Source organism: Rhodococcus sp. 3258 (genome assembly GCF_031456475.1).
GTDB classification, from domain to species: Bacteria; Actinomycetota; Actinomycetes; order Mycobacteriales; family Mycobacteriaceae; genus Rhodococcoides; species Rhodococcoides fascians.
The window spans coordinates 24452-47761 of record NZ_JAVDUT010000012.1 but is presented as its reverse complement, the minus strand read 5'-3'; the positions used below and the strand labels follow the sequence as shown (position 1 = coordinate 47761).

Here is a 23310-nt window from a genome sequence, read left to right as displayed (position 1 = left end):
GCACGGCGATTCGGTTCCCAGAGCGTGCTGCGGATCGTTCGGCCAACAAGGCCGAGCCCACCGACCAACCCGTCCAGATAAGCACGACGAGCGCAACCACCAGGCCGAGCGGGGTAACGACAGCGGTCGATGCCGCGACAACCAGCGTGATTGCCGCGACACCGACCGGATATCCGAGCCCGTTGTCTATTTCAGGAACCCGACCTTCGACATGTCGATGTCGCCGAATCCTGGAGCACCGAAGTTGGCGAGATTGGACTTCGTCGCGTACGTCGAAGGGCGCTGGAACATCGTCAGGCTGTGGCCCTCGGCCCAGATCGCCTTGTCCGCCTCGTTGTAGTCGGCGATACGTGCTTCGTCGTCGAGCTCGCCCGCAGCATTGTCGAGTAGTCCGTTGATCTCCTCGGACCCGACCTGGCCGTAGTTCTGCAGCGTGCTGCCGGGCGTCAGGCGGAAGATGCCGTCAGCGCTGGACGTGTACGGCGTTCCCTCCCAGGTGAAGTGGGTGACGTCGAAAGCACCGACCAAGATGTACTTCTCGAAGAAGTCGTCCGACGGCACCGCATCGATGATGAGGTTGGCACCGACAGCCTTGAGGTTCTGCTGGATGATCTGCGCTTCCTGCGTCGCATTCGGGGTATCGGCCGGAATGACGTCGTGCAGATCGAGCTGTTGGCCGTCCTTGGACCGGAAGTCTCCGTTCATCGTCCAGCCTGCGGCATCGAGCTCGGACTTCGCCTTCTCGGGATCGAACGTGATGTCTCCGTTGTTGGCCTGGTAACCCTTCTGGCCATCGACGTAAATGTGACTGTTCAGCACCGTCGGGTTGGAGGTGATCTGGCCCAGCTGGGAGGTAGCCAGGTAATCGCGGTCGATCGCCTTCATCAGAGCCAGCCGTACCGCCTTGTCCGACGTGATGCGTCCGGGCGCGCCGTTGAAATCGAAGTGGCGGTACTGCGGACCCAGGCTCTGCCGCAGGTCGATGTTCGGGATACCCCGGGCGACCTTGAATGCGTCAGCGCTGCTGCCCAGCTCGTAGTAGTCGATCTCACCGCTCTGTAACGCCCCGACGGAGGCCGTGGAATCGAGCGGCAGGAACGTGATGGTGTCGAGCACCGCTGGGTTTTCGCCCCACCAATCGGGATTCCGCTCGGCGACAATGCGCTTGCCACCGGGCTCGATGTTCCGGATACGGAACGGGCCTGCGGTGGCAGGCATCGTGCTCACGGATCCGGTGTTGAATGCGTCGACGCTGTTCACCGACTCGGCGGGCATCAGCGGGGAGAACAGCGATGGCCAGTCCGCGAACTTCTCGGCGAAGGTCAGAATCACCTGTTGGTCGTTCTCGCCGCGCACCGCGGATTCCACTTTGTCGTACCCGGCCGTGGATGACGCCTCGTAAGCCGGGTCCTTACCGCTGTTCGACGTCCACGTCGCCACGAGGTCTGTGTAGTCCAGCGGCCTCCCGCTGCTCCACTTGGCCTTGGGATTGATGTTGTACGTGATGACCTGCTTGCCGTCGACCTCCGACTCGGTGACGTCGGTGAAGAAGTCCGTGTCCACCGTCAGACTTGCGTCGGCTGCGGCGGTGAACGACCTCGGCATCAGCGCGGCGTAAAACCGCGAGGTATCGACCGTGGTGCCGTCGATTTGGTAGTAGTTGTAGTTGGCTGTCACCTGCGTGAGCGGGAAGTTCATGTTTCCGCCCTGCTGCAGATCGCTGATCGGATGCGGATTGATCTGCGCTCCGCTCTCGAAGGACGCGGGCGCATCGGGGTTCGGCCCGGTGTCACCCGAGCTGCACCCCGCCATCAGACCCACAGTGGTCACGGCCACCGCGATCGGGACCAGTGCCCGAAATAGCTTGGCTCTCATCAATTCACCTTTCTCAGTGTGCACGTAACCTGCAGGGTCAGATGGCGTCGGCCAGTGCTGCGGCCTCGGCGATTCGGGCTCGTTGGAGCACGGGATCGGGAATGGGGATGGCTTTGAGCAGCGCCCGCGTGTACGGGTCCTTCGGTGCGTCGAAGATCTGCTCCGTCGGACCCTTCTCGACGAACACTCCGTTGCGCATCACCGCTACTTCGTCGGCGAGGTGACGCACCACCGAAAGGTCGTGCGAGACGAACAGATACGCCAGACCGAGCTCCTCCTGCAGATCCTGCAGCAGGTTGAGCACACCCGCCTGGATCGACACGTCGAGAGCAGACACGGGCTCGTCGAGCACCAGGATCGACGGCTTCAGCGCCAAAGCCCGTGCAATGCCGACTCGTTGGCGCTGCCCGCCGGAGAACTGGGTGGGATACCGATCCGCGAGCTCGGGACGCATTCCGACGGTGTCCATCAGTTCTCGAACTCGGCGGGTTCGCTCGTCGACCGGGACGCCGTTGATCTTCAGCGGCTCGGCGATGATCTCCCCCACCGGCATGCGCGGGTCTAGCGAGCCCATCGGATCCTGGAACACGATTTGGATGTGGGCGCGCAACTTTCGTTGCTCGGCGCGGCTCAGGCTGTAGGGCTCGACGCCGTTGATCTTGCTCGAACCCTGCTGAGGCTTCACGAATTCCATGATCTCGAGGAGAGTCGTGGACTTTCCGCACCCGGACTCACCGACGATCGCCAACGTGGACCCCGCATGCACATCGAAGCTGATGCCCTGCACGGCAGGCACTTCCCCAGCCCGACGCCGCAGCACGGAACCCTTGAACATCGGGTAGCTTTTGTGCAGGTCGGTCACCGACAGCACCGGAGCGTCCTTGGACACCGTCACCACGAGCTCCGCGGGGGCCTCCGACCGTGGGGCACCCTCGAACTCGGCCTCCACCGACTCGGCCGTCGCCGCGTCGACGCGGATGCACGCCGCCCTGTGATTCGGTGCCACCTGAACCAACGGCGGTTCGCCCTCGTTACAGGCCTCCGTGTGTAACGGACACCGGGGCCCGAACGGGCAGCCCGTCGGGAGATTCACCAGAGCGGGCGGCGTGCCCTCGATGGGCACCAGTCGCTCCTGCGCGGGACGATCCGGGCGAGGCACGGAGCCGAGCAAGCCGACGGTGTAGGGCATCGACGGGTGTGCGTACAACTCGTCGACCGGTGCGGTCTCGACCGCGCGCCCGGCGTACATCACCATGGCCCGATCGGCCACGCCGGCAACGACTCCCAGGTCGTGGGTGATGAATACGACGCCTGCGCCGGTGACGTCGCGGGCCGTGCGCAGCAGATCCAGGATCTGGGCTTGGATCGTCACGTCGAGGGCCGTGGTCGGCTCGTCGGCGATGATGAGATCGGGATCGTTCGCGATAGCCATCGCGATGACGACGCGTTGGCGCATCCCCCCGGAGAACTCGTGCGGGTAGGACTTTGCCCGTGTTCTCGGATCGGCGATGCCGACCAGATCGAGCAGTTCCAGGGTGCGGTCGTGGACCTTCGCCTTGCTCAGCGACGGGTTGTGCACGGAGATCGCTTCGGCAATCTGGTCGCCGATGCGGTAGATGGGCGTCAACGCCGTCAGCGGATCCTGCGAGATCATCGCCACCGAACGTCCACGCTCACGCGACATCTCGCGGTCGGACAAGCCGAGCAACTGTCGCCCGTTCAGCTCGATGGATCCGGTGACACGTGCGGACTCCGGGAGCAAACCCATGATCGCGAGGGACGACACCGACTTGCCCGAGCCGGACTCGCCGACGATGGCCATGACCTCGCCCTTGTCGACCTGGTAGTCCAAGCCTCGCACTGCGGTGACGCGCCCCTCCTCGCTGGGAAAGCTGACCTCGAGTCCGCTGACCTTCAACACCGGCACTGTCTCAGCCACGTGCCTGTCCCCTCGTCGAATTCGGATCGAATGCGTCGCGCAGGCCGTCGCCGACGAAATTCGTCGCCAGCACGATCAGTACCAGTGCGCCACAGCAGAACGCGAACAGCCACGGATACGTCAACGCGGACGACGTACCGTCTGCGATCAGCGTGCCGAGCGAGACGTCGGGTCGCTGGACACCGAAGCCGAAGTAGCTCAGCGATGCCTCCCCGATGATGGCGATACCCACATTGAGCGTGACGTCGACGATGAGGATGGAGGCCATCGACGGCAGCACGTGCTTGCCGATCACGCTGCTCGGTGTTGCGCCCATGTACTTTGCGGCGCGGATGAATTCGCGTTCACGTAGGGACCGCGTCATCGCGCGAATGATGCGTGAGGTGATCATCCACGCGAAGGCCGCGAGCAGCAGCACCAGGATGAAGAAGCTCTTGTCACGGAACAACGGAGAGCAGATAGCGATCACCAGGAAGCTGGGTACGACGAGCAATACATCGGCGACCCACATCAGCGCACGGTCGGTCCAACCGCCGAAGTACCCCGCCACCGCGCCGACGACGCCGGCAAGCACCGTGGAAATGAGCGCGACGAGCATGCCGATGATCAGCGACTTCTGCAGACCGCGCAGCGTCTGAGCCAGAACATCCTGGCCGATCTGATTGGTGCCGAACCAGTGTCGTGTGGTCGGCGGCGAGTTGAGCGCGTACGCGTCGAGTTCCTCGTAGGTGAACGGGATGAAATGCGGGAGCACGAACGCGCCGACGAACATCGCGAGAAGGACCACGATGCCCACCAGCGCCGGCCGGTTACGCAGGAACCGGCGCAGCACCAACCGCCGACGCGTGATCGGGGCAGACGAATCGATCGGGCCCTCGACCGCAGCGATCTCGGGAACCACAGGTGTCGCCATCGCCGGTCCTTTCCTCTACTCGAAGTGGCGGGTCAGTCCGCGTAGCGAACGCGCGGATCCAAAGCAGCAGTGAAGATATCGGTCAACATTCCGGAAACCAGGACCGAAAGCGCAGTGAAGAGCGAGACCGCGAGCGTGATGTTGATGTCCTGACTGGTGATGCCGTAGATCAGCCAGTCACCCATGCCGTACCAGCCGAACACGCGCTCGGTGAACGTCGCGCCGGTGATCACCGCACCCATACCGAATGCGAACAGTGTGGCCATCGGGATCAACGCAGTACGGAAGCCGTGCTTGAAGATTGCGCGCCCGCGCGTGAGCCCTTTGCCGCGGGCAGTACGGATGTAGTCCATGTTCAGCTCGTCGAGCATCGAACTGCGCATGTACCGGCTGTACCCACCGATGGTGAACAGCATCAAGACGACGGTCGGCAGCAGCAGATGCTGTGCGCGGTCGACAATTTCGTTCATCAGACCGGGGGCGAGCGTCGTCGACGTTTCGCCGGTGTACTGGAAGAACTGACTGCCGGTGCTCTGATTGACCTGCACAGCAAGGTACTTGAGCACCGGGGCCAAAACCAGGATCGGGGTGCTGATGAGAATGAACGTCACCACCGTTGCGACGTGGTCGAAGATCTTGTACTGCCGGACGGCACCGTACGCGCCGACGAGGGTTCCCAGTACCGCACCGAGGACGGTGCCGAGCACGACCAACCGCAGCGAGACCAGGATGCGTCGCCACAGTTCGTCGTTGACCGAGCCTGCAGCGATGGTCTGCCCGAAGTCTCCGTGCAGTACCGCCCACAGCCATTTCAGATACCGCAACACCGGATTGTCGTCGAGGTGCAGTGCCGCGCGCTTGGCGTCGAGTACAGCATCCGACGGCGGCGGGTTGCGGCTGAGCAGATTCGACAGTGGATCGAACGTGAGCGAGGCCAGCAAGTACGTGAGAAACGTCGCGATGATCAGCAGGACGACGTAATTCAGCAACCTGCGTGCAAGATAACCGCCCACGCGCAACCACCTTCCATCGAGCACCACGGCCGTGCCCGACGGCACTGCTCTCGGCATTGTTCACACCGCTTGTTTCCTGCGTGTTTCGTTAGCGGTGGAAACGGACAATCCTCAAGATAGCACCAGGAATTCGTATTTCGATGACGGTTGCGAAACTCTTACCGACACTTCGGACAATGCGGAATCATCGGTCGCAGAACGAGTCTGACGACCTGGCTGTCGTAGGGTCGCCTAATTCATCGGCTCACAGAACGCATTCGCGACAATGCGGACAGGAGACGAATAGGCGGTGCTCGCACGCGTCGGTAGATTCAGTGCCATGCCGACAGATTCCACACCCGACGGATTCGCTCTCGAACGCTTCGACATGACCGATTCCGGGGCCATTGCCACGATCTTCGCCGCCAAGGACTACCGAAACGGACTCTACGTTCTGCATTTCGCAGACAACGCGGCCTTCGTGGGCTACTCCGAATCACTCGCGGCCCGAGTGAATGCCGACCGCGAGATATGGCCCGACATCGAGGCCCTCGAGGTTGCACCCGGTGCCGCAGATCGTCTGCAGCAGCTCACTGATCTCGTGTCCCAGCTCCACCCACTGCGACAACGCCCGTCGGAGCCCACCGCGATCGGCGAAGCTCCGGGAGTGAAGACGGCACTGCCCAAAGAACGAGCCAAGCGCACGACGCTCCTCGACGCGGCCGTGGGACGCAGTCGTCGCCAGTTCTGGGAACTGTCCGACCACATCGCGTACCCCGCCATCCGCAGCATCGTGGCCGACTACATCAACTCGTCGATCCCCGACCCGGCCAACACCGCGAAATACCTGTGGCAGACAACCGCTCTGTCCGACGTACAGGACGACACCGGTCCGCGACGATTGCTGACGCTGACGTGCGGCGGCTTCGAGACCCTGCGAGTCGACGAAATCGTGCACGACGACGACACGATCGAACTCGACCTGCGCATCAACACCAACGTTCCGCGCGACCGGACCGACGAGCAGCTCGAGGTCTCCAACGAAACCGTCAGCGCCGGACGTGGGCCGTACCGAGACGAACGGGTGTGGTCGTGGTCGATCGACCTCGGCGCGTTGCTGGAAGAAGACGTGGATGTCGATCTCGGCATCGACGACGACACGTTCGACGATCTCGCGTACGGCCTCAACGCGCGGCTGATGCGGTCCGGAAACTCAACGGGCGCAGCGGCACACAACAACGATCTCGCGGCCGACCTACTCGCCGAGGCATACCGGCAGCTGTTCGAGGCCGAGTGACCGACCGCCTCTGGTACGTCGCATACGGCTCGAACCTGTTGCGAGAGAGGTTCTCCGTCTACCTGACGGGCTCCGAGGACGGCTCGGAGTTCGGGGCACATCCACCGGCACCCTCGACGGCAGCGGTCGAGGCGGAACGCTGGTTGTGGATCGATCACGCCCTCTACTTCGCAGGCGTGTCCCGACGGTGGACCGGGGCGTCGGCCTTCGTGTCGCTGAACACCGATCCCGCGTATCCGTCGCTGGTACACGGATACCTGATCGACAGTGTGCAGTTGGCGCACGTCGCCTCGGTGGAGAACGTGGTCGATTCCGTCGATATCTCGGCTGTGGAATCACTGAGCATCGGCGAGTGGGCCACACTCGACATCGACCGCCGAGGTGAAGCCTACCGAGGGAAATACGATGCGCTGCTACGGCTTCCGGAAATCGACGGACTGCCCGCGTTCACACTGACGAGTTCGATCGTGCGAGAGCACGGCGAACCGTCGAGCAAGTATCTCTCGACGATCCGGCGTGGACTGCTGTCCGCAGGAGTCGACATGGACGCCGACGCCTACCTCGACGCTGCCGCCGGACGCGTCACTTCAACGCGTCGAGGTTCGTCTTCAGAAGCATGACGTTGTAATCGGACCACCGAGAAGCCGTGAAGTACAGGTCTTTTCCGCTCGACATCGGGTGAATGAACGGCGCGTAGATGCCGCCTGCCGTCTGGTTGGCGTCGAGAATCGTCCTCGGTTCGCTCCACGGCCCCTCCGGGTTTTCCGCCGTGCGCGCCACCAGCGTCCGGTTGTTCTCGTTGCCGTACATCATGACGTACCGGCCGAGGTAGTCGTTCCACGCCACCGACATCTCGCTGACCGGGCCCTTCACTACGGCCACGGTATCGCCGACGTTCTTGGACCATTGCTTGGCCGGATCGGGATCTTGCGTCGAATACTCGTACGCGTCGAGATTCTCGATCTGATCGGGCGCGACTCGGGAGACGAACGCGTCGCCGAATCGTCCGTTGGGAGTACCGAACTGGTACAGGTACCGACCGTCTTGTCCCAGAGCGTAGGCGCTCTGCTGAAACTTGCCCTGGCTTTCGTGGACGTTGGTGAAGCCCGGGATCGTGACACCCTTGTTGACGCGGATCGTCTTGGGATCCGTCGTCCAATTCTGGCCGTTGTCGGTCGATTTGGCCGTCGCCGAGTAGTTCGTGATCCAGCGACCGGGTGTGCCCCAGCTCTGCACCGACATGTAGTTGATGTACTGGGTGCTGCCGATCGCGATAGCGGCCGTGGGGATGGTCGTGTCCTCGACGCTCGGTAGCTTTGCGCTCGAGATGATCTCGGCGGCGTAACGCGGATTGTTCGCTCTGACAACCGCACCCGAGGTGGTGTTCGCGGGGTCGGCCGGACCGATCGTGATGCCCTGCGACAGGTTCGTCGACGCCTTGTCCGAGCGGAAGAGTGCATTGCTACGCCACTGGGCATTGCCGGAGGAGCAATCACCGAACGTGTCACCGAATGCCATCAAGATCTGGCCCGCTCCGTTGTCCCAGGTGATACCGAGGTCGGTTCCGGACATCGCCAGGTTGTCGTAGGTGTCGTTCACGCTCTGCGGACCGGTGACCCAGGCGATGCTCTGAGTATTGCCGGTGATGCGCGGCAGAGGACCCTGCGGGCCCTGCGGGTTCTTGCCCGACATTCCTGCGCTGCCCGACGAACCGAACAGCGGTGAGGAGCCCGGCCCACCGAGGCCGCCGCACGGCTCGGCCGACACGGTGGGCGCGGTCAGAGCGCTGAGTCCGCTCGCTGCCAGTGCCAGGACAGCCCCGACCGCGATCTGCCGACTACGTACACGCATGGACGAACCCACCGTTTCCCGTGTGACCCACGATACTGATGTGACTGATGGGACGAGTGTTACGCAAATCTACTGATCGCGCAACAAATCGGGCGTGTTGGTACTTGACAAAACGCCTACGGCGAGAATGACACTCGTGTGATTAGCCGGCAATCATGCGCGCGTGAGTCGTATCCAGTGCGAGCAGCGCAGCGCCCTGCACGACGACCGCCGTTCCGTGACCGATCGCCTGGTCAGCGGTGATTCGACGGCCGAAGCTGGGCTTCCGGACGGCGATGTGCGCACCGGCCGCGACATAGAGAACATCGAGCCCCGCATTGATCCACAGCAACTTGCTCAGACTCTTCGACGTCGGGACCGAGGAGTTGAGCGCTCCCGCCCCTGCGATCGCCACGTCGATCGCACCCCAACCCGCGGTCTGCTGGCCGAATGCACGACGGGCAGGCGACGAGCCGCGCACCGCCAACACCGTTCCGGCAAGCACACTCACACCGCCCCACACGGCGAGACGCCGACCGAGTAGTTGGGCGACGGCGGGAGCTTCCATACGAGTCATCGCTCCAGTGTGCCGGGCCCGACACCGAAGGTGGCACGTAACGCGCGGTCCGTTGCTGCCGATCATCGAGCACCGGGTATTCGTGCTCGAAACGAACGGAGTCACCATGCTGAAGAAGATCCTCGCAGGCGCTGCACTGACGATCGGCGTAGCGGTGGTCGCGGCACCGACGGCATCCGCGGTGCCCGACGACAACCCGTTCGGCCCCAAAGACTCCACTTCGAGCTTCGTCAACGCATTCGACCCCGCGGCCTACGGCAGCGCGAGCGAGAAGTCGCTGATCATCAGCCCATTCGGGACCACACGACAAATCGACTGTTCCTCGTTCCATGCCCGCACCTGGTGCACTCAGAACGGCCACGCGCTCACCGACATCCGCATTCCGGCCGGATCGTCGGAATGGGATTACCGAATGCTCTACGTCTACAACCCGTTCTGACAGTCGAATAAGGCACAGCCGCGATTACAGCCCGAGCGGATGCGCGTCGGCCCCAGGCAACCAACTGGTGCCCGGCCCGACCCACCCCCTTTCCTTGATCATCTTCTTCGCCGCACGTCGGTGGCGGCCGAGCAGGCGGTCGAGGTAGAGGAGCCCGGCCAGATGGTCGGACTCGTGCTGCAGACACCGCGCCAGATAGCCCGTGCCTTCCACCGTCACCGGGTTGTTCTCCACATCGACACCTGTCACACGAGCCCAGTGGGCACGCCCGGTCGGGAACAGCTCCCCCGGCACGGACAGACATCCCTCGGTGTCGTCCGGGTCGGGCATCGTCTCCGGAATTCCAGAGGTCTCGAGCACCGGGTTGATCACGTGTCCGCGGTGACGGACCCCGCCGTCCCGCAGGTCGTAGACGAAGACCGAACGTGGGTCGCCGATTTGGTTGGCCGCCAGACCCGCACCGGGTGCAGCAGTATTGGTCTCGAACATGTCCTCGACCAGCGTTGCGAGCTCGTCATCGAACACCGTCACGCGTGCGGCCGGAGTTGTCAGCCGGGGATCCCCGGCAACCAGGATCGGTCGAATCGCCATGAGATGAGGATAGTTTCGCTCCGAGAGCGGCGGAGCCCCGGGCAACGAGGTTACTGTCGATCTGTGGCCCACTCCCGTCGTACCTCCACCGCGCACCCCGCAGACAAGGTCTGCGCGTCGTGCGGTCGGCGGATCGAGTGGCGCAAGAAATGGGAGAAGAACTGGGATGACGTCAAGTACTGCAGCGACACCTGCCGGCGGCGCAAAGTGAGTGCAACCGACAAGGAACTCGAAGACAAAATCCGATCCTTGCTCGACGCCCGATCACGCGACGCCACGATCTGCCCCTCGGATGTGGCACGAGCTCTGTCCGACGACGCCTGGCGCGACTTGATGGAGCCCGTTCGCCGCGCGGCCCGACGTATGGTCGACGCCGGCGAAGTCGAGATCACCCAGAAGGGGTCGGTCATAGATCCCTCGACCGCAAAAGGACCGATCCGGATCCGCTGGAAGCGTTGACGGAAACCTGTCGGTGGGTGGGTATAGCTTTCGTGGTGTGAAGACATGGGGGGATGTGTTCGGGCTCGGAGACCAGGAGTTGGTCTCCGAGCTTGCTGACGTGGCTTCACTCGAAAACGCTCTCGCAGCAAAGAGATTGACGTTGCTCGCCGAGATCGACCGCCGCGGCTTGGCGATGAAACTCGGGCACTCGTCCGTCACCCGCTGGTACGCGAAGTCGGTGCGCATCACGGACGGATCCGCCGCCCGCCAGAACGCACTGGGCTACTGGCTGTTCGATCACCCCACCGTGCTCGACGCCCTCGCTGATGGCCGCATCCATGCCGCGCACGCCGCCGCCATCGCCGAGGGATTACGACGTCGTCCTGGTGGCCGACCCGACGCGCGCAGGCTTTGGCGCATGCGGCCGCGGACGACGCCCGGGCACGACACGCGAAAGCCGAGAAACAACGCCGAGAGCAGGAACAGCGGGAACAGGAGCGTCGCGCCGCCGACACCGCCACGTCCTCCGACCGACACGGCGACCCGACACCGGATCCGGAACCGCCTGCACCCGAGCCTGTTCCGCCGACACCTGCACCGCGACCGGTGTCGGAGAACCCGGCACTGAACCGGTTCGACCTGCACCCTCTGGCCAACGGCCGCTTCCAGTTCGGTGGCGACATCGACCGGTTGCTCGCCGAGAAGCTTCTCACCGCTCTGTCGCCGTTGACGGCACCTCGGCCCGGTCCCGGCGGGGAGCGCGACCCACGCAGCCCGTCGAAGCGCCGGGCCGATGCACTAGATCAGATCCTCGACCGACACCTCCGCGGCAGCACCCGTGGGTCGGCGGGCGGGTCGCGGGCGTCGGTGCACCTGATCGTTGCCCTGCGGGACTTGCTCGCCCACGGTGGCAACAAGCAAACGGGTAGCACTGCAACGGATTCGGTCGACACGGGTTCGGTCGCGAAGAGCTCCTCGAACGGCGGCGACAGCAACGGCTCGCATTCGGATGGAGTGGCTCGAGGGGATATCGCTGATCGCGGCGATGCGACATCCGGATGTGGTGGTGCCGGGCAAGAATCTGTGTCCGAGCCGGGCGACGCTGGTCCTCGCAGCGATGCCGCGGCCCGTCGTGGCGGTGACAGGAACGGCGGGCAGAAGCCTGTCCCCAAGCCGGGCGACGCGGACTGGCCGTTCCACCTCGACTGGACCGGCCCCATCAGCCGCTTCCTCGCCGAACTCGTCACCTGCGACGCCGACCTGACCCCGGTCATCGTCGACCACCACGGCGTACCACTCGCGCTCGGACGAACCACACGACTCGCCAGCGACGACCAACGCATCGCCCTGACCATCCGCGACACCTGCTGCGTCATGTGCGGCCGCCCAGCCCAGTGGTGCCAAGCCCACCACATCAAATTCTGGGAACACGGCGGCCACACCGACCTGAACAACCTCGCGCTGGTCTGCGGAGAATGCCACCGCCTCGTCCATCACGGCGACTGGCAACTGCTCATGGGCGACGACGGACACCCGTACGCCATCCCACCCGAATCCGTCGACCCCAAACAGCAACCCCTCCCGAGCTACCACCGACGAAAACAGCGAGCCGCCTGAACAACTCAGGCGCGCAACGCGCGTTTGAGCAACTTTCCGCTCTGGTTGCGGGGCAACTCGTCCAGGAAAGTGACGGTCTTCGGAACCTTGAACGGCGCGATCCTGCCCTTCACGTGGTCGATCAACTCCTGCGCCGACACCTGACTTCCGTCCTTGAGCACGACGACAGCAGTCACCGCCTCGATCCACTTGTCGTCCGGAGTCCCGATGACCGCCACCTCGGCAACGGCGGGGTGGGTGTAGATCGCGTCCTCGACCTCACGAGAAGCAACCAGAATTCCGCCCGTGTTGATGACGTCCTTGATCCGGTCGACGACCGTGATAAACCCCTCGGCGTCTCGAGTCACCAGATCACCCGAATGGAACCACCCACCCGAGAACGCTTCCGCCGTCGCCTCCGGCTTGTCCCAGTAACCGTCGCACAATTGAGGCGAGCGGTAGAGAATCTCACCGGGCTCACCGTCCGGCACATCGTTACCGTCCGCGTCGACGACGCGTGTCTCGACGAAGAACACCGCACGACCACACGACGCCGGTCTGGCCTCGTGCTCGGACGGCTGCAGAACCGTTGCCAGCGGACCGATTTCGGATTGCCCGAAGCAGTTGTAGAACTCGATGTCCGGGTATCGCTCACGCAGCCGGGTCAACACGGTGACGGGCATGATCGACGACCCGTACTGAGCCTTCTTCAGCGACGAGAGATCGCGGGTATCGAGGTCGGGATGATTGGCGAGCGGAACCCACACCGTCGGTGCCAGGAACAACGACTTGATCTTCTCGTCCTCGATCCGCCGCAGAATCTCCGCGACGTCGGGCTTGCGCATCAGTCGCACGGTCGCCCCGACCGACAGATACGGCAGCATGAACACGTGCATCCCCGCCGAGTGGTACATCGGCATCACCAACAGCGGGTCGTCATCTCGGGTGAACCCCAGAGCGATCACACACGAGACGTACTCGGCAACGAGCGCGCCGTGAGACATCATCGCGCCCTTGGGTTTCGACGTCGTGCCGGAGGTGTAGAGCAACTGCGCCAGGTCCGCGGAGTCCGCGGCCGGCTTGAGGACCGAATCATCCCCAGCAGCGTCGAGCAGATCCGGAAGCGACACCACGAATTCGACGTCTGTGCCGCTCCGAACGGAATCGAGCGTGTTCGACAATTCCGGGTCGACGAGCACTGCCCGTGCGCCCGACTGATCGAGCAGATACAGCAGCTCGTCGCCCACAAGTGCGTAGTTGATGGGCACGTGCACCAATCCTGCTCGCGCACAGGCAAGAAATGCCACCACGTACGCGTCGGAGTTGACGCCGTACGCCGCCACCCGGTCACCGTTGTTCAAGCCCATCGCAATCAACCGACGGGCGGCTCGCGTCACGGCGGTGTCCAGTTCGCGGTAGCTATGGCTGCGGCCTTCGAACGTCACAGCCGGACGGTCGGGAAATTTCGCGGCCGACCTGCGCAGAACGCCGTCGACGGTGCTGACTCGGGTGCCGTTCGTCATGCCAACGACGTTATAGGACGTCCAAGCTTCTCGCCTCGACTTCGGTGTCGATGGTTCGCTCGCCGATGACGGGGCATTCGGTGTTGCATGACAATCAAACAAGCACTCGACAGTCTCGAGACTGCCTCGTTTCTCGACGGACCCAGCGACGCGATCCATGGCGTACTTGCACGTGCGGTAGCGGACAGTGCCGTCGGATCAGCGCTGCACGGCCGGTGGATCGGGCACCCCATCCACCCTGCGCTGGTGACGGTGACCATCGGCAGCTGGACCAGCGCCGTCGCGCTCGATCTAGTCAAGAACCAGTCCAGGGCGGCCAAAATTGTCGTCGCGCTGGGTCTCGCGTCCGCGCCGCCGGCGATAGCGACCGGATGGGCCGACTGGTCGACGATGAACACTGTTCAGCGTCGGGTCGGCATCATCCACGCGGCATCGAACGCAACCGGGGTGTTCCTCTTTCTGGGCTCCTACCTCCGTCGGCGGAAGCAGACCGACGGAGTCGCCAAAGCTCTGGCGGCGGCCGGCCTCGCAGCCGCAGGACTCGGTGGACTCATCGGCGGGCACCTCGCCTACAGCACCCCCGGCAGCGAGGCCGAGTCCGAAGCTCGACACCGCCTGCCGAGCTGACCCGTCAACAGTTGTTCGGTTCTCCGATCTTGACCACCGACAACACGGCTTCGCCCTCGCCGATGAGGACGCCGGGAGCCGGATCCTGTTCGACGACAATCCAGTTCGAATCGTTGACCTGCATACGGCCCTCCCCCGACGCGTCAGCGCTGCGGGAGTAGAAGACACCGGCCGCCTGTATCGCGTTCTGCGCTGACTGCAGATTCATACACACAACCGGAGGCATGGCAACGAGGACCGGCTCCGGCGCGGGCGATTGGGTTACGACCGGCTCGGACGCGGCGGCACTTGGGGCACCGGTTATGGCGGCCGAGGTCGGCGCGGCTGCGGTCGCCTCGACCGTGACCGTACGGACCTCGGTTCGGACATCGGACTCACTCGGGCTATCCGATCCGCAGCCCGCAAGGGCCACAGCGGACATCGCAAGCACGATGGCCGATCGCACGGTGAACCGGGTATTGCTCGACATGAAAGCCTCTCGGTAGGACCGACGCTCACCGTCGGTCGATGCCCATATGACATCGCCAGACCAAGGAGTCTGTTACTTCGGAAGCGTCTCACACCGTTTCCGTACGCTGTACGGTAAACTGCGTCGGCCCAGGGCGAACCAACGTCGGGGCAGCGAAAGGTGGCCAAAGCGATGAACGCAGTCCAGCCGATGATTGCCGACGAACGAACGACACCCGAACGAGAACTGTCCACGATCGTCGTGCGTGGAGCCCGAGAGAACAACCTGCGCGGCGTCGACCTGGATCTGCCGAAACGCTCATTGGTCGTGTTCGCCGGCGTCTCCGGGTCGGGCAAGTCGTCACTGGTGTTCGACACCATCGCTGCCGAAGCACAGCGGCAGATCAACTCCACGTTCACCGCGTTCGCGCAGACGTTTCTGCCGTCCTACGGCCGACCGGATGCTGACCTGATCGCGAACCTGTCGGCCGTCGTCATCGTCGATCAGAAGCGACTGTTCGGTGGCCCGAGGTCGACGGTCGGCACCATCACCGACATCGGAGACTGGCTGCGCATGCTGTGGTCCCGCGCCGTCACGCCGAGCATCGGCTACGCCAACGCCTTCTCGTTCAACGACCCCGCCGGAATGTGTCTCGAATGCGAGGGGCTCGGCGAGGCAAAGGTCGTCGACCTCGGCGAACTGGTGGACGAGTCGAAGTCGTTGCGCGAGGGCCCGTTCAAGCATCCCGACTTCGAGGTCGGCAAATGGCCGTACCGGGTGTTCGCCGACTCGGGCCTGTTCGATCTCGACGTCCCGATCGAGCAGTACTCGGCGCGCGAGCGTCACCTCTTCTTCGACGCCAAGCCCGGTGAGGTCGAGGTGACCAATCCCGACGCCGTCATGAAGAGCTACGAGGGCATTGTGTCCAGGTTCCGGCGAAGCTACCTCGCCAAGGACGCAGATGCGCTCAAGGGCAAGGCGAAAGCCGCGTTCGAGCGCATCGTCACGCGCGGCGTCTGCGAGGCCTGCGGCGGTTCCCGCTACAACGACACCATCCGCGGTGCCACTCTCGAAGGACTGTCCCTGCCCGACGCGTTCGCCATGCAGGTTTCCGAACTCGCCGACCGTATCGAACAATGGGACATCAAGGGCCTGCACTCCGTCACCGCCGAAATCGTCACGCAGTTGACCAGGCTCGTCGACCTGGGTCTCGGGTATCTCAGCCTGGACCGTGCGACGTCCTCGCTCTCGGGAGGTGAATCCCAGCGCATCAAGATGGTTCGTCACCTCGGAGCCACGCTGAACGACATGCTCTATGTCTTCGACGAACCGACGACCGGTTTGCATCCTCGCGACGTCCACCGCCTGAACGACATGCTGCTCGCGCTGCGCGACAAGGGCAATACCGTCCTCGTCGTCGAGCACGACCCCGAGGTGATGGCCATCGCCGACCGCATCGTCGAGATCGGACCGGGTGCCGGAAAGTCCGGTGGCACAGTGGTGTTCGAGGGAACCTTCGACGAGCTCCGCCGAGCCGACACCAGGACCGGCTCTGCGCTCCGGCGTGATGACGCCGAGATACGCAGTCCCCGTGCGCCTTCGGGCTGGCTGAGTATCTCCGGTGCCACCACCCACAACCTGCGCGACGTCAGCGTCGACATCCCGCTCGGGGTACTGACAGCCGTCACCGGTGTCGCCGGTTCCGGAAAGTCGAGCCTCATCCACGGACACCTGCGCGAGGCCGCGCCCGACGCCGTTGTCATCGACCAGGCACCGATCCGGGGCTCACGCCGTTCGTCCCCTGCGACCTACACCGGTCTGCTCGATCCGATCCGCGCGTACTTCGCCAAGAAGACCGGGCAACCGCCGTCGCTGTTCTCCCCCAACTCGGACGGCGCGTGCCCCGATTGCCAGGGCAGCGGTGTCATCTTCACCGAACTCGGATTCACCGATCCCGTGACGAGTACCTGCGAGACGTGCCAGGGCAGGCGCTTTCGCTCCGGGGCAATCCGGCACACCGTCGACGGCGTCAGCATCGCCGACATCTTCGAGATGTCCGTCGGGGATGCGCAGGACTTCTTCGAGGTCAAGAAGATTCGAGACATTCTGCGCCGCTGCCGGGACGTCGGACTCGGCTACCTCTCGCTCGGTCAGAACTTGTCGTCCCTGTCCGGCGGCGAACGGCAACGTCTCAAACTCGCCACCGAGCTGATCGGGTCGTCTTCGGTGCTGGTGCTCGACGAACCGACGACAGGTCTGCACCCGTCGGATGTGTCGAACTTGATCGCGTTGCTGTCCGGGATGGTCGATGAGGGCAGGTCGGTGATCGTCATCGAACACAACCTCGACGTCGTCGCCGCGGCGGATCACATCATCGATCTAGGTCCCGACGGCGGCCACAACGGCGGGCTGATCACGTTCACCGGGACGGTCGACGAGCTGGTGGCCTCGGACACTCACACCGGTAGGTACTTGGCACGGAGCCTGGGGCGTTGACCGCTCCCCGATAGTGTTGGCGTCCGAAGAGACACCGGACAACACAGGAGTGGCAGTGCAGCGTCGATCGGCACGAATGATCTCAGCCGGGTTCGCGGTCGTCGCGCTCGTAGCGGCGGGATGCAGCACCACGGAAACGGACGCGCCACCCGCCGCCGATCCGGCACCCGCGGCGAGTGGCGAGTTTCCGAGGACGATCACGTCCGGCTCGGACGGCGGCTCGGTCACCATCGACGCTGCTCCACAGAAGATCGTGTCGCTGAGCCCGACCGCGACGGAGACGCTGTACGCCGTCGGGGCGGGCGACCAGGTGGTCGCCGTGGACGATCAATCGGACTTCCCCGCCGATGCTCCGAAGACAGGGTTGTCGGCGTTCACCCCGAGCCTCGAAGCGATCGTGGCGTACGACCCCGATCTGGTGATCGCCTCCACCGACCTGGGCCTCGTGACGTCGACACTGGCCGAGGCAGGCGTTCCGACGCTGGTGCTGCCTGCCGCGACGAGCATCGACGATGCCTACTCGCAGATCGAGCGCGTCGCAGACGCCACCGGCCACGACGCCGACGGCGATGCCGTCGTGTCCCGGACTCGTGCCCGGATCGATGCGGCCGTCGCGAGCGTCCCGACCCGCGAGGCGCCGCTGACGTACTTCCATGAACTCGACGACACGTTGTACACGGTGACGAGTGCGAGCTTCGTCGGGCAGATCTACGGTCTGTTCGGACTCACCAGCATCGCCGACGGTTCCGATGCCGGCGACTACCCGCAGCTCGCCGCCGAGGCCGTGATCACGTCGAACCCGGATGTGGTGTTTCTTGCCGACGCCCAATGCTGTGGCGTCACAGCCGCTTCCGTCTCGTCGCGACCGGGTTGGGGGTCGATGACCGCCGTCCGCGACGGCCGGATCTTCCCGATGGACGAGGACCTGTCGAGTCGATGGGGCCCTCGTATCGCAGACCAGGCAGAGGCCGTCGCTTCGGTGATTCGACAGCTCCCCGCCTGACCCGCCGCGGCGTTCCGACACCCGCTACCGCGGGATCGATCTACACCACGCTGTCGCGTCGCATGGCCTCGATCTCGTCCGCCGTACAGCCGAGTTCGGACAGTACGACGTCGGTATCGGCCCCGTGCCGTCGACCGGTGTGCCGAATTCGGCCGGGGCTACCGCCCATCCGCCACATGACATTCTGCATACGGACCGGCCCCAGATCGTCGTCTTCCACGGTCGTCACCATCTCGATGGCATTGACCTGCGGATCCGACAGCAGTTCGCTGGGTTTGTACACGGGAGCGACTGCAGCACCTGCCTTCTCGAACTCGTCGATGACGACGTCCCGCGTCCGCTCGGCGATCCAGCCCCCGACGTAATCGTCCAACAAATCCGCGTGCGCGGCGCGCTGCCGGCCGGTCGCGAACCAGGGTTCGTCGAGCACCTCGGGGTGACCCACCAGCACCAGGACGCGTTCGGCTATCGAATTGGCGCTCGTGGAGATCGCCAGCCAATGGCCGTCCGCCGTCTTGTACAGGTTGCGTGGTGCGTTGTTGCTGGACCTGTTTCCGGTGCGCTCCTGGTCGATACCCAACTGGTCGGCGTAGATGACGCCCGGGCCCACCGCGGCCATGATCGGGCTCAACAGGTCGAGGTCGATGACCTGCCCCTTGCCGCCGTTGTTGGTGCGATGCAGCAATGCCATGGACACCGCCGACGAGCCCGCTATTCCGGCGAGGGAATCGGCGAGCCCGAATGCGGGGAGCGTCGGCGGGCCGTCGGCTTCACCGGTCAGGTGGGCGAAGCCGCTCATCGACTCGACGAGTGTTCCGAATGCGGGCCTGGTGGAATACGGCCCGGTCTGCCCGAAACCGGTGACACGCAACAGAATCAGGCCGGGGTTCACTTCGGACAGGACGTCGTATCCCAGCCCCCAGCGCTCGAGTGTGCCCGGCCGGAAGTTTTCGACCACCACATCGGCCTCTGCCGCGAGACGCCGAAAGATCTCCGCTCCGCGCTCGTTGCCGAGATTCAACGTCATCGTCCGCTTGTTGCGGCTGATCATCGTCCACCACAGCGGGTGTCCGTCCTTGTCCAGACCGTGTCCCCGCATCCCGTCGGGCTTCGTCGGGTGCTCGATCTTGATAACCTCGGCACCGAAATCACCCAGGATCTGCGCGACGAGCGGCCCGGCGAGGATCGTCGAGATATCGAGTACCTTGACGCCCTCGAGCGGCCCCGTCACAGGTACGGGCGGTGCAGGTAGCGACCGGCGGGCGCGCCGGAGACGGCACCGTCAGCAAGCACACGCTGTCCGCGGACGAACGTGTCGGTCACCTTGGCACCGAGTTCGAAGCCCTGGAACGGCGTGTATTCCTGGGCCGACTCGGAGTCTTCGGGGCTCACGGTCCAGGTGTGATCGGGGTCGACCAGCGCGAGGTCTGCATCCATCCCGACGGCGATGTCGCCCTTGCCCGGCAGGCCGTAGCGCAACGCCGGGTTGAGGGACGTGAGCTCGGCGATCCGGCGCCAGCTCAGCCCGCGCTTGCGGCCTTCGCTGACCAAACCGGGGAGCAGGTACTCGGCCCCGCCGAAGCCGGACTTAGCGGCGAAGATGTCGCCGCGGTCCTCGGCGAACTTCTTCTCGTCCTTGCAGCACGCATGATCGCTGACAACCCAGTCGATATCGCCGGCCAGCAGGTGCTCCCACAACGCTTCGACGTCGTCTCGAGGACGCAACGGCGGGTTGACCTTGCCGCCGAGCCCGTAGGCGGTGTCGATATCTGCCAACAGGTGCCCGATGGTCACCTCACGACGGAAGTTCACGTGCGGGAAGGCCTTCGCCATCCGCATTGCCGCCGTCAGCGCCTTGCGCGAGGACAGGTGCAGCAGGTTGATGTTCGGCAGCTGCGTCTCGTCGGCCAGGAACGACGCGATCGTGACGGCGAGGCCCTCGGAGTGCGGTGGCCGTGACGCGCTGTAGGCGGCCAGGCCTTGCAATGTGCCTTCTTCTTCGACGATCTTGGTGTACGCACTCATGATTTCGGCGGTCTCGCAGTGCAGCGACAGCGAGATGTGATCGGCCTTGTCCGGGAACTGTTCTCGCGCAGCCTGAATTCCGCGCATGACGAACTCGAAGTGCGCGAGATCGTAACGCTCACCCTTGGGCGTCATCAGGAACTGGCTCTGGTCGGTCGAGCGGCCGTGCAGGCCGTGGCTGCCGTAGAACATGAAGATCTTGAACGAGGTGACGCCGTGCTCGGCGATAAGTGCCGGGATTTCGTCGATGTGACCCTTGGACATCGGTGCCAGGTGGTAGGCGTAGTCCACGTACGGTCGGCCCTCGGTGGCCTCGAGCACGGTCGGGAAGACGTCGGCGTAGGAGCCGCCGGTGTTCATGTAGTACTGCCCGGTACGCATGTAGGACAGCGAGGTGGTGACGCCGCCCTGCACGCAGGCCCGCGACTCGATTTCGGCGTCCTCACCGAGTGAGTTGTAGATACCCCAGTGCTGATGCGCGTCGACCACACCGGGGAACGCAACCTTGCCTGCGGCGTCGATGACCGTATCGACTCCGGCAGCATCGATTCCCGCTTCGATGCGGGTGAACTTGCCGTCTTCGATGAGAAGGTCGAGGAACTCCCCCTCGTCGGGAGCGGCCGATCCCGGTCGCACGACTCGGGCGTTGGTGATCAACAACGTTGACATGATTGTCCTTTCGAGATTTTTCACTAGTTAGGAAGTTGTGAGAGAACTGGCCGCGAGGTACGCAAGCCCGAGCGCGGGCAACAACCCGTTGCCCGCCAGATAACCGGCGGCCCCGTGGCCCGAAATGCCCATTGCCGCACCGCCGGAGGCGAACAGTCCGTCGATTGCAGACCCGTCGGGCCGCAGTACTCGCGCGTTCTCGTCGACGACGAGGCCGCCCTGCGTGTGAAACAACGCGGGGACGATTTTGATGGCCGCGTACGGTTCGGTCAGGGTGTGCCCGAAAGAGCTGCGGCCGAACGGATCCGGCACGTCGCCCTGTGCATACCCTGCCACAGCCGCGAGTTCTTCTGCCACCGCCTCGGCCGGCAGGCCGGTCGCGTCGGCCAGAGTTGCAGCGTCATCGGCCCACACTGCCGCACCGGAGGCCACCGTCTGCTCGAAGTCTTTGAACGACAGGCACTTGTTGTAGACCTCCCTGTCGATGACGACCCAGCCCTCGGATCCGGGCCGAGCCGCGAGAGCGGCGGCATATTCGGAGTAGCCGGTGGTTTCGTCACCGAATCGGCGGCCCGTTGCGTCGAGCACGATTCCGCCGTGCATCACAGTGGCCCAGCCGACGAGCGTCGTCGCCTTCTTCGACAGTGCCGCGTGCCCTTGATAGGCGTCGAGGTACGCCGCATCCGCTCCCAGCTTGCGCCCGATGGCGAGAGCATCTCCGGTGGAGTGCTCGCTGCCGTGGTACCGCGCCGACGATATTTCCGGAGCGTGCTGCTCCACGAGAGCCTCGTTCGCGCCGTATCCGTTGGTGGCCAACAGTACTGCGCGAGTAGGGATGACCTCGGTGTTGCCGTCGGGCAGCGTGACAGTCACCGCGTCCACTCCACCGTCGAGGTCGACCGACACATCGGTGAGGCGCGCCGGAACCAGCATGTCGATCCGAGGCTCGGCCGCCACAGCGCGGGCGAGGTGATCGAGCATCGCGCTACCGTGTCGGCCTTCGACTGTGTGACAACGTAATCGGGAGTGCCCCGGGTACGCGAAGTCGGTCACCAACGCCAGCGGAAGATCCAGATGATCTGCCAACCATTCCACCAAGGGAGCGCTGACGTCGGCAAGCGCCGTGGCCAACCGAGCGTCGGCTGTGCCCTTGGTCTTGCGCATCACGTCGTCGACGAACTGCTGCGGTGAGTCGTCGATTCCCGCGTCGCGTTGCCACCGCGAGCCCGCGCCCGGGATCATCGCGGTGGACATCGCCGTGTTGTTGCCGCGCCGGAAGTGTTCGCTCGCCTCGACCACCAATACGTCGAGACCGAGCTGGGCAGCCCTGAGCGCCGCGACGAGTCCGCCGCCCGCACCTGCAACGACGAGATCGGGGCCCTCCGCGCTCATGCGAGGACCTTCAATTCGCTGCGAAGTCCCAGCAGTCGTAGCCCCGTTGCTGTGGGGTCCACTACCCACGGAGACACCGGAGGATTCGTCAGGTCGACTGCCGAACAGGCGTTGATGGCGACGTCGCAGTGCAACTCGCGCGCGTGCTCGGACACTGCTCGTCCCCACGCCCGAGTATCGGCGATGTCGTGAACACCCAGTCCCAGAACAACAGTGGCCTCGGCGACGAGTCCATAGAAGCCGAGCCTGCGGTCCAGTTCGGCGGCGATGGCCTCGTTTCGGGCCAGAGCGCCGATGCGGCTTCCTTGGGACGCGTGGAACGACGCGGTCAGTCGAGTCAATCCGTACAGGGGTACAGCAAACGAGTCCGCTTCCTCTGCGCACGGATCCAGCACGCAGTCGGGCAGGAAGCCGTCTGCTTCGGTGTCGCGTAGAGCATGAAAGGCCGCAGACAGGACATCCTCGGAACGTCTGATGTCCAATTCCGTGTCGAGCGCATCGGGCGCGTCGGGTCCGATGTTGCGGAGTTCGACAGTGACGCCGGACGGGGCCAACTGGTCGTACCGACGCTGCCGACGAGCCAGTTCGGCCGAGTCGACGTCGATCGGGGTGAAAGCCAAGAGGTGCATGTGCGTGG

Annotated in this window: 21 protein-coding genes and 1 pseudogene; 9 read left to right on the top strand and 13 right to left on the bottom strand. The window is 64.4% G+C overall.

Annotated features, from left to right (window positions below):
* Positions 1–186: 186 nt before the first annotated feature.
* Genes J2X62_RS23980 through J2X62_RS23965 form a run of 4 tightly spaced genes read right to left on the bottom strand, consistent with a single transcriptional unit; the run spans position 187 to position 5740 of the window.
* A complete protein-coding gene (locus tag J2X62_RS23980; protein WP_310183901.1) occupies positions 187–1875 on the bottom strand; it encodes an ABC transporter family substrate-binding protein in 1689 nt (562 codons plus the stop codon).
* Positions 1876–1912: 37 nt separating this feature from the next.
* Positions 1913–3814 carry an ABC transporter ATP-binding protein gene (locus tag J2X62_RS23975; RefSeq protein WP_310183898.1) on the bottom strand — a complete coding sequence of 634 codons (1902 nt, stop codon included), beginning with the start codon at positions 3812–3814 and terminating at the stop codon, positions 1913–1915.
* On the bottom strand, positions 3807–4727 hold the full coding sequence (locus tag J2X62_RS23970; protein ID WP_027497844.1) for an ABC transporter permease: 921 nt from the start codon (positions 4725–4727) through the stop codon (positions 3807–3809). The genes J2X62_RS23975 and J2X62_RS23970 overlap by 8 nt, the downstream gene beginning before the upstream one ends.
* A gap of 32 nt (positions 4728–4759) precedes the next feature.
* Positions 4760–5740, bottom strand: a complete 981-nt coding sequence (locus tag J2X62_RS23965) for an ABC transporter permease (RefSeq protein WP_032364425.1) — start codon at positions 5738–5740, stop codon at positions 4760–4762.
* Between the two features lie 319 nt (positions 5741–6059).
* Here J2X62_RS23965 and J2X62_RS23960 point away from each other — a divergent pair, with 319 nt between their 5' ends.
* The gene (locus tag J2X62_RS23960; protein WP_230592876.1) at positions 6060–7016 is read left to right on the top strand and encodes a hypothetical protein; all 957 of its coding nucleotides are present in this window, start codon (positions 6060–6062) and stop codon (positions 7014–7016) included.
* A complete protein-coding gene (locus J2X62_RS23955) occupies positions 7013–7636 on the top strand; it encodes a hypothetical protein (RefSeq protein WP_032369036.1) in 624 nt (207 codons plus the stop codon). The genes J2X62_RS23960 and J2X62_RS23955 overlap by 4 nt, the downstream gene beginning before the upstream one ends.
* On the opposite strand, the gene J2X62_RS23950 is transcribed toward J2X62_RS23955, so the two are convergent.
* Both J2X62_RS23950 and J2X62_RS23945 read right to left on the bottom strand, forming a co-directional pair.
* The gene (locus J2X62_RS23950) at positions 7599–8867 is read right to left on the bottom strand and encodes a DUF4185 domain-containing protein (RefSeq protein WP_032369106.1); all 1269 of its coding nucleotides are present in this window, start codon (positions 8865–8867) and stop codon (positions 7599–7601) included. The genes J2X62_RS23955 and J2X62_RS23950 overlap by 38 nt on opposite strands.
* 142 nt (positions 8868–9009) lie before the next feature.
* On the bottom strand, positions 9010–9423 hold the full coding sequence (locus tag J2X62_RS23945; RefSeq protein ID WP_201247421.1) for a DUF6992 family protein: 414 nt from the start codon (positions 9421–9423) through the stop codon (positions 9010–9012).
* A gap of 106 nt (positions 9424–9529) precedes the next feature.
* On the opposite strand from J2X62_RS23945, the gene J2X62_RS23940 reads away from it, so the two are divergent.
* On the top strand, positions 9530–9862 hold the full coding sequence (locus tag J2X62_RS23940; protein WP_032369107.1) for a hypothetical protein: 333 nt from the start codon (positions 9530–9532) through the stop codon (positions 9860–9862).
* Between the two features lie 24 nt (positions 9863–9886).
* Here J2X62_RS23940 and J2X62_RS23935 read toward each other — a convergent pair whose 3' ends face one another.
* Positions 9887–10453: a peptide deformylase gene (locus J2X62_RS23935; protein ID WP_310183890.1), complete on the bottom strand. Its 567-nt coding sequence runs from the start codon at positions 10451–10453 to the stop codon at positions 9887–9889.
* A gap of 3 nt (positions 10454–10456) precedes the next feature.
* Between J2X62_RS23935 and J2X62_RS23930 the strand changes: the two are divergent.
* The 3 genes and pseudogenes from J2X62_RS23930 to J2X62_RS23915 all read left to right on the top strand — a co-directional run.
* A pseudogene (locus J2X62_RS23930) lies at positions 10457–10645 on the top strand (DUF2256 domain-containing protein); the annotation flags it as partial.
* A gap of 15 nt (positions 10646–10660) precedes the next feature.
* A complete protein-coding gene (locus tag J2X62_RS23925; RefSeq protein ID WP_228139420.1) occupies positions 10661–10912 on the top strand; it encodes a DUF3253 domain-containing protein in 252 nt (83 codons plus the stop codon).
* A 393-nt stretch (positions 10913–11305) separates the two neighbouring features.
* The gene (locus J2X62_RS23915) at positions 11306–12511 is read left to right on the top strand and encodes a DUF222 domain-containing protein (protein WP_310183888.1); all 1206 of its coding nucleotides are present in this window, start codon (positions 11306–11308) and stop codon (positions 12509–12511) included.
* A gap of 5 nt (positions 12512–12516) precedes the next feature.
* On the opposite strand, the gene J2X62_RS23910 is transcribed toward J2X62_RS23915, so the two are convergent.
* Positions 12517–14013 (bottom strand): fatty acyl-CoA synthetase, encoded by a 1497-nt coding sequence (locus J2X62_RS23910; protein ID WP_310183885.1) that lies wholly within the window; start codon positions 14011–14013, stop codon positions 12517–12519.
* 87 nt (positions 14014–14100) lie between these two features.
* On the opposite strand from J2X62_RS23910, the gene J2X62_RS23905 reads away from it, so the two are divergent.
* Positions 14101–14640, top strand: coding sequence for a DUF2231 domain-containing protein (locus J2X62_RS23905; RefSeq protein ID WP_222059792.1), 540 nt, complete (start codon positions 14101–14103; stop codon positions 14638–14640).
* Positions 14641–14644: 4 nt separating this feature from the next.
* On the opposite strand, the gene J2X62_RS23900 is transcribed toward J2X62_RS23905, so the two are convergent.
* The gene (locus J2X62_RS23900) at positions 14645–15109 is read right to left on the bottom strand and encodes a hypothetical protein (RefSeq protein ID WP_310183881.1); all 465 of its coding nucleotides are present in this window, start codon (positions 15107–15109) and stop codon (positions 14645–14647) included.
* Between the two features lie 171 nt (positions 15110–15280).
* Between J2X62_RS23900 and J2X62_RS23895 the strand changes: the two genes are divergently transcribed.
* The gene (locus J2X62_RS23895; RefSeq protein ID WP_310183879.1) at positions 15281–17584 is read left to right on the top strand and encodes an excinuclease ABC subunit UvrA; all 2304 of its coding nucleotides are present in this window, start codon (positions 15281–15283) and stop codon (positions 17582–17584) included.
* A 76-nt stretch (positions 17585–17660) separates the two neighbouring features.
* Positions 17661–18587 carry an ABC transporter substrate-binding protein gene (locus J2X62_RS23890; protein WP_094652342.1) on the top strand — a complete coding sequence of 309 codons (927 nt, stop codon included), beginning with the start codon at positions 17661–17663 and terminating at the stop codon, positions 18585–18587.
* 40 nt (positions 18588–18627) lie between these two features.
* Here the strand turns inward: J2X62_RS23890 and J2X62_RS23885 are convergent, their stop codons facing one another.
* Genes J2X62_RS23885 through J2X62_RS23870 form a run of 4 tightly spaced genes read right to left on the bottom strand, consistent with a single transcriptional unit; the run spans position 18628 to position 23302 of the window.
* Positions 18628–19818, bottom strand: coding sequence for a CaiB/BaiF CoA-transferase family protein (locus J2X62_RS23885; protein WP_094718730.1), 1191 nt, complete (start codon positions 19816–19818; stop codon positions 18628–18630).
* Positions 19815–21281 (bottom strand): dihydroorotase family protein, encoded by a 1467-nt coding sequence (locus J2X62_RS23880; protein ID WP_310183877.1) that lies wholly within the window; start codon positions 21279–21281, stop codon positions 19815–19817. The genes J2X62_RS23885 and J2X62_RS23880 overlap by 4 nt, the downstream gene beginning before the upstream one ends.
* A gap of 27 nt (positions 21282–21308) precedes the next feature.
* On the bottom strand, positions 21309–22673 hold the full coding sequence (locus J2X62_RS23875; RefSeq protein ID WP_310183874.1) for an FAD-binding protein: 1365 nt from the start codon (positions 22671–22673) through the stop codon (positions 21309–21311).
* Positions 22670–23302 (bottom strand): hypothetical protein, encoded by a 633-nt coding sequence (locus J2X62_RS23870; protein WP_032369047.1) that lies wholly within the window; start codon positions 23300–23302, stop codon positions 22670–22672. The genes J2X62_RS23875 and J2X62_RS23870 overlap by 4 nt, the downstream gene beginning before the upstream one ends.
* Positions 23303–23310 lie beyond the last annotated feature (8 nt).